This is a genomic window from Microbulbifer maximicatervae (SeqCode) (assembly GCF_056231245.1).
Map to the genome: position 1 here is coordinate 494,014 of NZ_CP174334.1, position 13,647 is coordinate 507,660.

Here is a 13,647-nt window from a genome sequence, read left to right on the forward strand (position 1 = left end):
CTATACTCAGCTGATCGGGTTATGGTGAGTCGAGAAAGGTGATGCACTCGCTGTAATCGGATTCGAAGGCCGGCTTTTGCCGGCTTTGCTTTTTATGGCGGGGCAATTACTAAGAGGCTTCCCGGGATTATCCTTGCTCCTATCCCCGGGTAGTGCTAATTTGCCCATAACCCGCCAGGTACTTTGGCGGAATCCAGAACTCAATGACTGCGGAGGATGATTGATGATTGTTGCAACCCTCCGTCGGGTCCAGTAGCAGCCTCCAGCTGCCCACGCCCGGCGATAGATTCCTAGACGTCGGGCTTTCCCTGAGAAAGCTCTGTTGGCCGCGCATGTGCGGTCGCTTGGTGCTTTATTGCGCCCAGAGGGTTTCAATCTTGAGTAAATCTCGCTTTACCCGCCGGTCTGTTAATAGATTCGGCACTAAATCCCCATCTATCAAAATTGAGCGGGAAGCTTCTCCGCTGCAAAAACTCGGTTGGAAGCCTTTTTTCCAACAGCAGCTGACGCTCGAAGAACTCGAGCAGTGTTTGCCGCTGCGGGTTATGGCTGTACACCGCAGTCGCCTGGAGTTGGCCGGCGAGCAGGGGGCTGTGTCCCTTCCGCTAACCGGGAGTCTTGTGGCTAATTTGCCCGCAGTGGGGGATTGGCTGTTGTTAGAGAAGAGCAGTGGATATTTCGTGCGTTTGTTGAGCCGCAGCAGCCAGTTTGAGCGCATGGCACCTGGGGGGCATCAGGTGCAGATGATCGCCGCCAATGTCGATAGTGTTTTTATTGTTTCCTCCCTGAATGATGACTTTAACCTCTCACGTATTGAGCGCTATTTGGCTCTGGCTCGGGAGTCTGGTTGCAGCCCACACCTGATACTGACTAAGACCGATCTGTGTGAAGATACATCCCCTTTTCTTCAGGCATTGCGCCCATTCGGCGAATTACCCGCTGCAATGGTAAATAGCCTGGATCGAGAAAGCGTGGCACAGCTGCGCCAGTGGTGCTTACCTGGGGAAACTATCGCGCTGTTAGGTTCTTCTGGAGTGGGTAAATCCACTTTGCTAAATGCGCTGTATGGCGAACCCCTGGCTGAGACTGGGACCATTCGCGAAGCCGATAGTAAAGGGCGTCACACTACACGGAAACGCTCTCTTCACTCCCTGAGTTGGGGAGCGCTGTTACTCGATAGCCCTGGAATGCGGGAGCTGGGGTTGGTGCATGTTGAAGATGGCGTGGCGGAGACTTTTTCTGATATTGAGGCCTTGTCCAGAGAGTGTCGCTTCTCTGACTGCCAGCACCAGTCAGAGCCAGGCTGTGCGGTACAAGAGGCAATAACGGGCGGTTCGTTGGATGATCGGCGCTTGCGCAATTGGCAAAAACTGCAACAGGAACTAAGCCGTAACGGTCAAACTCTTGCGCAGAAACGGGCAGGGGAGAGAGCGCTATCCCAGATGTATCGATCTGTGCAAAACCAGGCACGTAAACACAAATATTCAGAAGATTAATAGAACTGGCGCCCGGGAATTTTCCCGGGTGCTTCTCAATTAATGAGAGAGTTTTAACGTGACAACGCCTAAGATAATGAGCAAAACTCCCAGGTAGCGTCCAAGGCTGGTGGAGTCTCCAAAGAACAGCACTCCTACCGCAAAGGCTCCGGCGGCACCAATTCCTGTCCAGACCGCATAGGAAGTACCAATAGGTATCTCCCGCTGCGCCAGCCACAGAAGAAATCCACTGACCCCAATAAATACCACAGCCATAACCACACCCAGAAGGCGGGTGTTACTGCCCTGTGAAATTTTCAGTCCCAGCACCCAACCAATTTCGCATAGTCCGGCGAGTATTAAGTAGAACCAGGCCATGATATTCCTTTAAAGAGACTCGGCGATTTGCTTCTAGCGGAGAAATCAATGTTGACATGTCAGTAAACAAGTCTTTCCCGTATTAGAACAGATATAGTTGAGAATAGCTGAGATAGCTTTATTGAAAGTCAGGTGGATAGCTGTGCCTCGCTCCCATCCAGTAATTAATCTCAAAGTGCAGTCGGACCTGTTTGAGCTCTTAAAACGCAATCTATTAGTTACATTGCCAAGTGCATTGTTTCGGAGGAAGTTGGAGCATGCTAAATAAATAAAATCTTTACTGAGAGGGCTTTGCATTGTTTTCCAGATGAAATCAGGAAAACGATAAAACTGTGCGAAAGTCTATTTAAATCCGAGCCCAAACTTGCGCGAAATGAATTTTTCTATATTATTGTAATGATAATTATTATCATTTGGTGCTGGTTCAATACCCCTGTAAATTTAAAATAACTATCAGATAAAGTAATTAAAACTTATGTCAAATAGATTGCCACCTGAATGGGCCAAGCAAGATGCAATAATGCTCACTTGGCCTCATGCGGATACTGATTGGAAGCCGATACTAAGCGAAGTAGAAGCGGTTTATGTTTCTATTTGCGAAGCTATAACTGCTCGACAAAAACTGGTAGTCGTTTGTCATGATGAGGTTTTAAAAAAACATATTAGCCAGCTATTACATGTGGCTGATGTAATAATTCAAAATATTCAGTTTGTTGTTGTTGCCACAAATGATAGTTGGGCGAGAGATCATGGCCCAATTTCAGTAGTGAACAGCCAAGGAGAAGTTGTTGCTCTCGATTTTACGTTTAATGGATGGGGAAGCAAATACCCGGCTGATTTAGACAATCAGATTAACCAGGAAATGTTTAAGCAATTGGGTATCTGTAATTGGCGGAAAATTGACGTCGTTCTTGAAGGTGGAGCAATAGATATTGATGAAAAGGGCAACCTTTTAACGACTGAGCGCTGTCTGCTAAATAAAAATCGTAACCACCGCATGACAAGAGCGGATATCGAGGGACTGCTAAAAACTGAGTTAGGTGCAAAGAATATTCTATGGCTGGATCATGGCGCATTAGAGGGCGATGATACAGATAGTCATATCGACACTCTTGCACGGTTCGCACCTGGCCAAACTATTGTCTATCAGGGCTGTAATGAAAGTGGTTATCGTTTTTTTGATGAACTTGAGAAAATGAAGCAGAGTTTAGTACAAATGCGCTCGCTTGATGGGAAACCATTTAATTTGCTGGAATTACCATGGCCTAGCGGACAAGCAAATGCAAGTGGCGAGCGTTTACCTGCCACTTATGCCAACTTTCTAATTATCAATGATGCGGTACTAGCTCCTGTATATGATGTTGAAGAAGATACTGAGGCGTTACAAACTCTCCAGATGGCATTTCCGGAGCATCAGATAGTTGCGGTTAATTGCCGGCCCATTATCGAACAGTTCGGTAGTTTGCATTGTTTAACTATGCAGCTGCCGAAAAACCTCTTGGCTAATTAGGCGTTAAAAAAAATTTTTTGCATCTAATCTAAAATTAAACAATCTAGCGAATTTATTAATGAGTAACATAGTTAAAGTGGCACTTGTTCAGCAAGATAACACTGTTGATTGCCAACAAAATATTGATAGGTCAACTCAGGGAATACGTGCCGCAGCGAGTGAAGGTGCTGATTTGGTAGTGCTGCAGGAGTTGCATCGTAGTCTGTATTTTTGTCAGTCAGAAGATGTGAGTTTATTCGATTTAGCTGAGACGATCCCTGGACCCAGTACGGATTATTTTGGAAGGCTTGCAAAAGAACTCGGCGTGGTCATAGTGACCTCTTTATTTGAAAAGCGTGCTGCAGGTATTTATCACAATACTGCAGTGGTATTGGATAAAAATGGCTCTATTGCCGGAAAGTATCGAAAAATGCATATTCCGGACGATCCGGGATTTTACGAAAAATTTTATTTCACGCCTGGTGATTTGGGCTTTGAAGTTATAGATACGAGTATTGGCAAGTTGGGCATATTGGTTTGTTGGGATCAATGGTTTCCTGAAGCTGCCCGACTGATGGCAATGGCTGGAGCAGAATTACTGATTTACCCAACCGCAATTGGATGGGACCCGCGCGATGATGCGGCTGAGCAGCAACGGCAACTTGAAGCCTGGAAAATTGTACAAAGGTCCCACGCGGTAGCGAATGGCGTACCAGTTATTAGTTGTAATCGTGTGGGCCATGAAAGTGATTCCAGTGGAAGTTCTGCCGGCATTGATTTCTGGGGTAATAGCTTTATCTGTGGTCCACAGGGCGAGCTACTTGCCTGTGCAAGTGAAAGTGATGGTGAGATACTAATTGCGAATATAGATATGGAGAAAAGTGAACAAGTACGTCGTATTTGGCCATACTTGCGAGATAGACGTGTCGATCATTACCAAGACTTAACGAAAATTTACCGTGATTAAGAGTTGATAGTTTGGGTCTGCCAGATTTCCTAGAAATTAGCAGACCCAATTTACTAAATGGCTAGTGGTTCGCGACACTGCTGAAGTTGTTGAATTAGGTATCTATCTCTAGCTAGTGTTTCTTTACAGTCATCACCAAACCATTCCAGTGAAGCTTCAATGTTGCGGACTCTCTTGTCTGGATGTTGACTAATATGACTTACGAATTCCTGATAGTTAACAGCGCCATCAAACAGCGGGACAATACCTTCCCGCGAGCCAGAAGCAGAATATACATTAGCAGGCGAGAACACATTCAGGAATTCTGCAGAACTTACATTTTTTAAGTGGATATGATTAATATTATCTTTTAAAGCCTCAAAAGCTGGGATCACTTCAGTTTTTGATTCCCAGACATGGAGTACGTCAAAATTGATTTGAAGGTTGTCACAAGCAACGCTCTGTAATAAATGCTTTGTTGCTGGGACGGAATCCGCATATGTATTGGGATGTGTTTCAATAATCAAGTTGAGATCATGTCGGGACATCCATTGACAGACCTTGCGCAACGTCTTTGTTAATCGTGCAAAGCCATGCTCAGATGTGTTTGCGCTTGCCTCGGAGCCGGCAAAAGTCCTAATTTTCTTAGCACCCCAATGTTTTGCTAAGTAACATAAATGTTCTACTTGTTTATGTAACTCAGCTTCAGTGGCATATAGTGCTAAATAATCACTTAACATCGTGATTTTTAGGCCGTAGTCCGCCAACCAATCTTTATTATATTCTGGTTGAGAGGCGAGGTTTTTTGCGTGAGTTCCCCACAATTCAATACCCTGAAAATGATTATGCTTCGCCCACTTTGCCAAATGATCAATTGAAACCAGTTGATGGCGAAAAGAGATTGTACAGATAGATAAAATCATATGCACACCTCATTGGAACGTTCTTTGTTAGTAATAGCTACATGGTTTTGCCATTGTTGAAATAATGTATGTAGCTGACCTTTGATTTTAAATTCTCGCTGATCTTGTTGATCCAGTAGCTGCATGATTTCTGTTTTAATATCTGTCGATGATTCGGATGGATAGTTTCCTTCAGTAGCGTAATTCGCGATTTTCATAGAACGAAATTGAATCTGCTTATAAGTGGAAACTAACTCTTCAATAATGTCGCACCATGTTTCAAATTCATCAAAATCCAAATTTAGCTGCAACATAAAATATGCTAAGCCATGTTCGTAGGCATACTTTCGAATAGCCAATACGGGAAGCTGAGTGAGAGCACGGCTTAAATTAGAGGGGCTTAGCTGACTTTCAGGAGCCAAATGTGCCTTGACAATTTTTCGCACAGCATCCGTCATCGGATTATTGTTTAAGTTCAAACAGGTAGTAAAATAGTCATGGATTGCCTGATTGGAGCTTGGTTTAATTTGGCTGCTATCAAAGATATAACCGCCAGCAACAGCATCCGACTCAATTGCGTGTAATACTTGTTTTTTATTTTGCTCTCCTTCCCAGCGAAAATCAGGATCCCACATAAATAACATTTCTGGATTTTGGCTATTTTCCAGCATTACGTAGTGAGGGAATGGATTCTGGTTAAACTTATTTTCGCGTTCTGGCAACCTATACATATCTAGCATTACCATTATGTTCTGACTGGCAGATTTATTGTCTAGTAATGTTAGTAAGGTGTTAATATTGTCGCTTTTGGATAAGCCTTGGTTGTACCAGGACTTTACCTCGACACCATAAATTTTCTCGAACCAGTTTCGAAAGAAGTCATGGTTCAAATTCTCAGCGTGATAGTTGATACAATAATCATTATCAACTACAACATCGGCGTCCCATACACCAAAATAAAATGGTCTATGGTCAACATGATCATTTGCTTTGATACACTCGCATAGACAACTCACAAAACAATGTACTTTAATATCCTCAAACTCTTCTGTCTGCTCTTCAGCTTGTTCTGCTGGAGCTATTTCGACTCCTGATTTCTCTTGAGGATCGGTATGTTTGGGAGAAGCGCCATTCTCGCTCTTATAGTTAACCCGGCCTAATATAAACTCACTAAAGCTATCGACTGTATCAAAATCCTTCAAGTTCAAGGCTTCATCGGGTATATCAATTCCCAGCTTTAATTCCAAGCTAATAAGTACTTGCAGGATCAGTACGGAATCAAGGTATAAATCTTCATTTAGCTTGGAGTGAAGCTGAACATCTTCTATATGTGTTAGATTCAACTCATTAGTAAGTATGCTCTGAATCGAATCTACTATTTCAGTCTTTTGCATAATTAATATATTGTTTGTTTGCTCAATAGATAGCCCCTACTTACTAGTTGGCTCTTTCAGCTTGTTTTCCTTCACTACTTTTATTTGTTCTGGTTAGTATGTTCTGTTGATAGTTCAGCGCAATCTGCTTACGGTTCACTTTACTGTTAGCCATTCGCATTATCTCATCGACCGGCTGTAATATTTGCGGTACTTGAAATAGTGCTAAGTGTTGACTGCACCATTGGCGTAGTTCGGAGGGGTCTATTGCTGGGGAAGCGACATACTGTAGGCAAACTCGTTGGCCCGCAAATTGATCATCTATCTTAAATACCACTACATCATTAACTTGCGGGTGTTCAAGTATGATATCTTCTACTTCTGCAGGATATACATTTAGCCCTGATACGATGATTGTGTCATCCATTCGTGCAAGAAAATGCAGCCGACCATTTTCACTCAAATAGCCGACATCCTGTGTTTTAACAGTTTTAATTCCTGATGCAGTTTTTACATAAGCAACTATCTCTTGCTGTTTATTGTCGAGATTACCACAGGTAATTTCGACATGAGGTAATGGCTTTCCTTGATCGTTAGCAGCAGATAAATCCTGTCCTATACTAATACAGCCCGCTTCAGAGCATCCATACTGTTGATATAAGTTTTCTACACGTGCCTGAATCTGCTCAAATACCTGTTGTGGCATAGTGGAACCTGAAGTCATAGCAGCAAATAGTTTGCTATTGGCCGGCCATAAACGTAATAATCCCTGCAACATTACCGGAGAAGAATACAAAAGCGGACGCTGACAACTCTGCAGCTTCTTGATAAGGTATTTAGGATTGATATTGCTAATTATCAGTGGTGACTGACCCCGATTCAGAGCAACCATTACGCCACAAATTAATCCATATGAATGGGTAACGGGACAAGCGACAACTGGAGTCATGCTGTCCGGGTCGCTGAAAGCCTGGCAATAACTCTTTACCTCAATATCAATATCCGCCCAGCTTCGCAATATGCATTTTGGCTCACCTGTGGTGCCGGAGCTCATTTGAATAATACCTGCTTCAGATTTATTCAAATTAGTTGCCGGTAGCTCAATTAATCCTGCTAAGTCACCATAAATCAGCAATTCGCAGCCAGCTTTTTCTGCCATACGCTTTGCAGTATCCTTTGGAACACTGGGGTGGATAGGCATGGCAGATATTTTCTTTGACTTTAAGTAATAACATAGAGTCAACCAAATAAAATTATCTTCAACACATACCGCAACAGCGTTACTCTCATTAATAGTATTTATTGAGACATAGGACTGCTGTTGCTCGTTAAAGTCTTCTTTACTATAAAACTTATCATTTATTGTAAGCATAGGATTTTCCTGGTACTGCTGGCACTGATATTGATGTCTTGGAGGTTTCCTTTTGGGTATCATGTAAAGCAGCGTCTGCTAACGGATTTCTTATGTGATGATGAAATTCTGTTTCACGATTCCCGCGAAATTTCTTATCCAATAGTGATTCGGTTTTAATTTTCGGTTGGAATAAATCGATTTGGGCTATGCGCTTTTGATCAGTTAAGTTTGATTGCTGATATTTTCTAAAGCTGTGATAAACTGATTTCCAGAATTCACTTTCTGGAAATTGGTAGTAATCTTCAAGTAATACGGCCAAGTCAGATAAATTAAAAACCAATAAGGTATCTACTAAAAGTTCGCGCAAAGCTTCGACACTTTCCATCCAATAATATTGGTTTGGCCCGCCAAAACTATATTCTTCCTCGAAGTCAGTAAAAGTAGGCGCTAATTCCGGTTGTGCTAAGTAATTGTGAACGTACTCCATGCTTTCATGAAAATCGCGCACTATAACTTTTTCAGGCCAACCATCTTTATGTTGCAATAAGATATTTTGCCCGTGCGCCTCAATTGCAATACCGTGATGAACTAGTAAGTGCCATATGGGAATAATCACCTTTTCGAGCAGGTTCTCCAGCCAACTATGACAACCATATTCGGCAATCCAGGGCTCGATAAAAGGGCTGCCATCTTGTTCTATTATAATTAGGGCTACAAAAGGTATTACAGTTTTCTCATCACAGTATGAGTGCAGGCTCTGTCGAAAAATTACACCCAATTGACCATCGAGATTCTCAATCCATTCCTGATGTTCAGTGCCATCATTTGTAGGCCTTATTCCGGCGTACTCCGCCAGCAAAATCATATTTTGCTTCAGGTAGTTATCCGACTCCAGAATTTGTATTAACCAGTTTGATATAGCAGGTGCAGTACAAATGGTGTGACTTTCTATAGTGCGTAGTGAAGAAGTATTAATTATATTCAGAGGTAGTTTTATATTAGCTTTTTCAGGATGGCTAATATTTAATAATGTACGAATAGAAATGCTGGCTTGATATTGATCGCCAGCCTCTCCAAGGTAAAATACTTGTCCATCAGCAATAGCGGGCTCAAGTTTATCTTTTAAAAACTTCCACTGCCATGGATGGATAGGCATCAATGAAAATGCAGTACTATCGGAAGTTAGATTTTTAATTTGTGTATTTAACTGCTGGTAACATTGTTCACCAAGCTCAGTTTCCCAAAATATTTTTTCAGTTACAGAGTTAAATCGACGCTTCAAATAGCATCGTCTAATCGCCAACCAATGTAGTTGAAAATTATTGCCAAACTCTGGACCATAAAGTTTATGATCAAGCTCACTAAACCCAGTTCGTGCCTTGAAGCATGGATGATAAGGGTGCCCTTCATCAATTGCAGACTCTAACTGGGTATATGTTAATTCACGACGGCTTATATGGCGGTTTAAATGCTTATTGTTCCACTGGCAAAGTTTAACAGTTTGTTCGAGCTCAATCGCTAGCTTTTTCTTTACTGCTACAGAAGCAGGCAAGTCCTCAATGAGGGCATTTAGTGTTATTGGTTGCCAATCAATACTTTGAGATTTATCTTTTATCCATTGTGCCTGAAATTTTGTATCTACATGCATTTCATCTCTTTGAGAAAAAAACATTTCTTCTGCATTGATTCTAATTCGACTAAAACCAGAAATTCTTCCTGAGGCACGATAAAAAGATCTTCCTAATGTAAAATAGAAAAAACCATCATGATAAGAGTAATCACAAAGATGCTCGAACAATAATGCTTCCAGGAGCTGGCGAATCACTCTTTTTTCTTCAGCTAAGTAGCTGTCAGAATTTTTATAAGGAGAGATTTCTGGGGCTTGTTGAGATAAATACTGCCGTGGGTTAACTGTGAGCAAGAGTCACCTCGTTAACTTGCTTATGGGTAGTCAAGCTTTCTTGATGCAGGTCGAAGAAAGGATTTCGTATATTAGTGTAAACGGCTAATTCTTTTTCCGCTTCCAGCTCATCAACATCTTCAACGCGAGTTAGAAGATTTCCCTTGCAGGGAATACTAGAATTATTAAATAATCTATCTGTAAAGTTTTTGCCGACGCTTGTCAGTACCCTAGAATTTAGAAGATTAAGCTTGCTGTAACTTAATTGTAATAGTTTATTCTCATCAATAAGGCCATCTTGTCCCATACGGCCAATAATTGAGAATAACTGATTGACAAAAAGATAGTATCCAAACCGGTCTGCAATCATATTGTCAGGATAAAATAAGTCAGGATTATTCCTCAACTCAGGTACAGCTTCGAGCAACTCATCCTGCATTTTTTCTGACAAGTAGAAACCTTGATTGTCTCGATAGTAGTATCTAATTGGACAGTCATCATAAATAGTTAATAGAGAATTTTGTTGGTGAGCCTCTAAACCAATACCCTGACTATCGTAAAGTCTAATTGTTGGTTCAATTGCACATTGCCAATAACAATTAAACCATTTTAACGCTGCTTCTTCTACGCTAATGCCCTGCTTGGAAGCCAAGCTTAAAACTTGCTGCGCTAATTTAGACTGAGTTCCGGATAAGATAGGGTCTTGTACCAATGCAGCGATTGAAACTGTGGGTAGTTCTAGACTGTTTGAATCTTTACTGAATGGATTTTGCCGTATAATAGTTTCAAAGCCTGTTTCCTGCATATTAGGTAATTTAACAGTAATAAAGGCAGGATCTTCAATTAAAACAAACTGTGGAAATTTTTGCTTGAAGTTGCTTAATGAGAACAACTTTCCAACATTTAATCCCGGATCTAATTCGTGAGCCATATTTTTTCTTAGCGAATTAGTTATTTTTACAGGGATCGAGAGCTTAATCATATAATTCAGCTCACTGCAGTACAAAGTGCGGACAGAAGAAGTGGGCGTAAACATCTTACCCATAAGACCTAAGTCGACAATTAATCCGTCACGTTGTAAATGCTGAACATAGTCCTGGTGTAACAGCCACTGTGCTTGTAGGGGGTGTGCAGGTATTAGTTGTTTATCGATATCAATATCGATATCGGCCCCTAATATATTATTGATAATTTCCTCAACGCTCTCATCGAGTAAAGAATCTTGCTCCAGAAGATCTTTTGACACGGCAAAAAAGTGTAATTGAAATTTAGATTTCAATTCCGGCGTATACTTTTCATGTTGCCAAGAGTGAATGCCTTGGCGTGACTTAGGTGTTGGATGAAGCCAATGTCCAAATAACAGAGACTGTTCAGAACAAATATAATCGGAGCTATTAAGTGTAGGATCATCTAGTCGCTTAGTAAGATAATCCTGCATGATTTGAAGACTTTCTAAAGTGCGATTTAATAGTTCTATTTTGTTGGCTGGAGTATTTGGCTTATTGTTTTGGTTATTATCTTTTGCATAAATGTTATCTATTAACATCATAATCGCAGAAGTAAAATCTATGGGTTGCCAATTCCATTGATTCGCTAATTTGCGATAGCTTTTAGTAAATACATGTCGGCCGACAATTGAACGATAAGAAGCCTCTAAAGCAAGTGTAACTCCAGTTCCGTTCAAATAAAGTTCTAGTGCATAACCATTTTCTTCTTCAAGGGCCACACCAGTTTGTAATTGCCAATCAGAGCTTGTATGCCAAACACCGGGGTCAACTTCTCTTATATATGCATTAGCAAATGCTTGAAAAGAAGCCTTTTCCGCCAGCTCTTTTGCGGTGAATGGCATGACGATATTCTCCTGGAGATACTAAGTAAAAGAACTTACTCAGATGATAATGATACACATTCTCACCAGCAAGTAAGTTTACAATTGTTACTATTGTTTTAGAGCTGTATCTCACTTGGTGTTACTTAGACTGAAGTTTGATTCACTTTCAGCTTCGTAGGCCTGTATTGGTAGCAAAAATAGGCGGCCAACAAAAAGGTGCACCATTCTGCTAATGGCAGTGCAACAATAAATGATAAATCACTTATTGCTGCTGGTAATAAGTGCCAGCTGGGCAACATATAATAAAAGGCAATTAAAAATACGGCGGGGAATAATAAGCTGCGGTTAATAGCAATTAAAGCTGAAGGTTTTGGTTTGTGTATTGCTGTTAAGTAACAGGTTAAGACGATGTTAGTCCCATTAATTAAAAATAGTGGAAGCAACAATGGCAATAATTGCATGCTGACTCGGGATATTTCCTGATCTTGTTCATTGGTAAACCAACTCAGAACAGTTTCTGGCCAAAAAACGAGCAGCGCAACGATTATGATACCCAGGCAGATGGTACTTAATATTGCAATTGACAAAAAAGATTTCACTCTATTTAAGTGCCGAGCGCCAAAATTTTGACTGACAACGATATGAAGTGCATCAGCTAAACCATAACTAAGCATGACACTTAAGAAAATGAAGTAATTGACCAGAGTAAATGCCGCTACACCATCTACGCCTAGCCGCATTATCATTAAAGTATTTAGAATGAAAAAAATAATACCAACAGATATCTCGTTTATAAACTCTGATATACCGTTATAAGCTGAGTTAAGAAGTAGTTTCCAGTTTCTTTGTTGTAATTCGAACTTAAGTGTTCTTTTCTTGCTAAAAAAATAACGGCTCAATACTAAAAACTGTATAACTTGTGCTATTGCAGTTGCATAAGCAGCCCCAGCTAATCCGAATTCCAAGTACACGATAAACCAAGCATCGAGAATAATATTGAGAGCAGCGCCGATTACTAATGCACATGTGGCTAATATCGGATGGCCATCAGCACGTACAAAATAATACAGCACCATTGTGGTTAGCTGTAAAATGAACACCCAGCGAATGACGTCGAAATATTCCCTTGCTAATACAGCAACCTGGGCTGAAATATTGAGTATTTCAAAAAGTAAATCATTGAAGGCTAAGCTGCCCAGCGCTAACAGAGTGTTAATAACCACAGCGGCAATAAGGGATTGGCTGAAGATCGCGTTTGCTGTTTTCGGATCTTTCTCACCTATGGCTTTACCTACGCTCACAGCCCCGCCTATTGCCAGCATGATGGCAATAGCTATCAACAAAGTGAAGTACGGGATCATTAGAGTGATTGCAGCGAGAGCGTCTGTACCTATGGTGTTGCCGACAAAAAAGCCATCAATCAGGTTGGCGCTTGTTATTGCAACTAAGCCGACTATTGAAGGTAGCACATAGTAAAAAAAAGTCTTGACGATACGACCGGAAAGCGCTGGATTTTGGGCTGACATTAAAGTGTCTCAAATCATGAGAAAATAGGTTCTGAGGGAGTATTATATATTTCACTTGTTGCAAATGATAGTGATTATCATTAATATCGGTGAATTTAGGTTGATACATAAAGCTGCATTGTGAAGTTTTGGTGTTCTAAATGTGAATAGATTTGTGTTTGAGCCAATGCAATATTGTGTTGGGCACTAAGCGTGTTGGTGGCGTGTCCCGTGCAATGGTTGTACAGGAAGTGCGCAGCAGTATTAATGTTTTGCAGTGCTAAATGTCCTGGTAAGTCATATGTGTATCCATTGAAAATAGTTTAGAAAATGTACTATTAAAATTACTGTCAGACGTCAAAAGTAAGAGCTATGTGTAGGTTCCAGTCGGGTTCCTCCATATTAAGGTCGTCGGTGGGCGAGAGTATTTTTGCGCTATGAATAATTTTGGATTCAAAAAATTCAAGTTTTAATTTGGTTGTGGATAAGAGGCT

10 protein-coding genes are annotated in these 13,647 nt (G+C 41.1%); 3 read left to right on the top strand and 7 right to left on the bottom strand.

Going from position 1 to position 13,647, the window contains the following annotated elements:
• The first annotated feature begins 377 nt into the window (after positions 1 to 377).
• Positions 378 to 1,496 carry a ribosome small subunit-dependent GTPase A gene (gene rsgA / locus ACJJIS_RS02175; protein ID WP_475709368.1) on the top strand — a complete coding sequence of 373 codons (1,119 nt, stop codon included), beginning with the start codon at positions 378 to 380 and terminating at the stop codon, positions 1,494 to 1,496.
• 39 nt (positions 1,497 to 1,535) lie between these two features.
• Here rsgA and ACJJIS_RS02180 read toward each other — a convergent pair whose 3' ends face one another.
• Complete coding sequence (locus ACJJIS_RS02180; protein WP_108734565.1) at positions 1,536 to 1,853, bottom strand: DMT family transporter; 318 nt, start codon at positions 1,851 to 1,853, stop codon at positions 1,536 to 1,538.
• Between the two features lie 475 nt (positions 1,854 to 2,328).
• Here ACJJIS_RS02180 and ACJJIS_RS02185 point away from each other — a divergent pair, with 475 nt between their 5' ends.
• A complete protein-coding gene (locus tag ACJJIS_RS02185; protein ID WP_475709369.1) occupies positions 2,329 to 3,363 on the top strand; it encodes an agmatine deiminase family protein in 1,035 nt (344 codons plus the stop codon).
• 58 nt (positions 3,364 to 3,421) lie between these two features.
• Positions 3,422 to 4,309 carry a carbon-nitrogen hydrolase gene (locus ACJJIS_RS02190; protein ID WP_413663377.1) on the top strand — a complete coding sequence of 296 codons (888 nt, stop codon included), beginning with the start codon at positions 3,422 to 3,424 and terminating at the stop codon, positions 4,307 to 4,309.
• A 53-nt stretch (positions 4,310 to 4,362) separates the two neighbouring features.
• Here the strand turns inward: ACJJIS_RS02190 and ACJJIS_RS02195 are convergent, their stop codons facing one another.
• The 6 genes from ACJJIS_RS02195 to ACJJIS_RS02220 all read right to left on the bottom strand — a co-directional run bounded on the left by ACJJIS_RS02195 (position 4,363) and on the right by ACJJIS_RS02220 (position 13,174).
• Positions 4,363 to 5,211, bottom strand: a complete 849-nt coding sequence (locus ACJJIS_RS02195) for a sugar phosphate isomerase/epimerase family protein (RefSeq protein ID WP_444911554.1) — start codon at positions 5,209 to 5,211, stop codon at positions 4,363 to 4,365.
• A complete protein-coding gene (locus ACJJIS_RS02200) occupies positions 5,208 to 6,584 on the bottom strand; it encodes a DUF6005 family protein (protein WP_413663375.1) in 1,377 nt (458 codons plus the stop codon). Before ACJJIS_RS02200 ends, ACJJIS_RS02195 begins: the two co-directional genes overlap by 4 nt.
• 43 nt (positions 6,585 to 6,627) lie before the next feature.
• Positions 6,628 to 7,935: an AMP-binding protein gene (locus tag ACJJIS_RS02205; RefSeq protein ID WP_444911553.1), complete on the bottom strand. Its 1,308-nt coding sequence runs from the start codon at positions 7,933 to 7,935 to the stop codon at positions 6,628 to 6,630.
• Positions 7,919 to 9,838 carry an IucA/IucC family protein gene (locus ACJJIS_RS02210; RefSeq protein WP_475709370.1) on the bottom strand — a complete coding sequence of 640 codons (1,920 nt, stop codon included), beginning with the start codon at positions 9,836 to 9,838 and terminating at the stop codon, positions 7,919 to 7,921. The genes ACJJIS_RS02205 and ACJJIS_RS02210 overlap by 17 nt, the downstream gene beginning before the upstream one ends.
• Positions 9,825 to 11,666 carry an IucA/IucC family protein gene (locus ACJJIS_RS02215; protein ID WP_475709371.1) on the bottom strand — a complete coding sequence of 614 codons (1,842 nt, stop codon included), beginning with the start codon at positions 11,664 to 11,666 and terminating at the stop codon, positions 9,825 to 9,827. The genes ACJJIS_RS02210 and ACJJIS_RS02215 overlap by 14 nt, the downstream gene beginning before the upstream one ends.
• A gap of 125 nt (positions 11,667 to 11,791) precedes the next feature.
• Positions 11,792 to 13,174 (bottom strand): MATE family efflux transporter, encoded by a 1,383-nt coding sequence (locus ACJJIS_RS02220; protein ID WP_475709372.1) that lies wholly within the window; start codon positions 13,172 to 13,174, stop codon positions 11,792 to 11,794.
• Between the last annotated feature and the right edge of the window lie 473 nt (positions 13,175 to 13,647).

Bases quoted from the DNA above. Each gene is read 5' to 3' on its own strand.
- ACJJIS_RS02205 (WP_444911553.1), bottom strand. From the start codon at position 7,935: ATGCTTACAATAAATGATAAGTTTTATAGTAAAGAAGACTTTAACGAG.
- ACJJIS_RS02215 (WP_475709371.1), bottom strand. From the start codon at position 11,666: ATGCCATTCACCGCAAAAGAGCTGGCGGAAAAGGCTTCTTTTCAAGCA.
- ACJJIS_RS02220 (WP_475709372.1), bottom strand. From the start codon at position 13,174: ATGTCAGCCCAAAATCCAGCGCTTTCCGGTCGTATCGTCAAGACTTTT.
- ACJJIS_RS02200 (WP_413663375.1), bottom strand. From the start codon at position 6,584: ATGCAAAAGACTGAAATAGTAGATTCGATTCAGAGCATACTTACTAAT.
- ACJJIS_RS02195 (WP_444911554.1), bottom strand. From the start codon at position 5,211: ATGATTTTATCTATCTGTACAATCTCTTTTCGCCATCAACTGGTTTCA.
- ACJJIS_RS02185 (WP_475709369.1), top strand. From the start codon at position 2,329: ATGTCAAATAGATTGCCACCTGAATGGGCCAAGCAAGATGCAATAATG.
- ACJJIS_RS02180 (WP_108734565.1), bottom strand. From the start codon at position 1,853: ATGGCCTGGTTCTACTTAATACTCGCCGGACTATGCGAAATTGGTTGG.
- ACJJIS_RS02190 (WP_413663377.1), top strand. From the start codon at position 3,422: ATGAGTAACATAGTTAAAGTGGCACTTGTTCAGCAAGATAACACTGTT.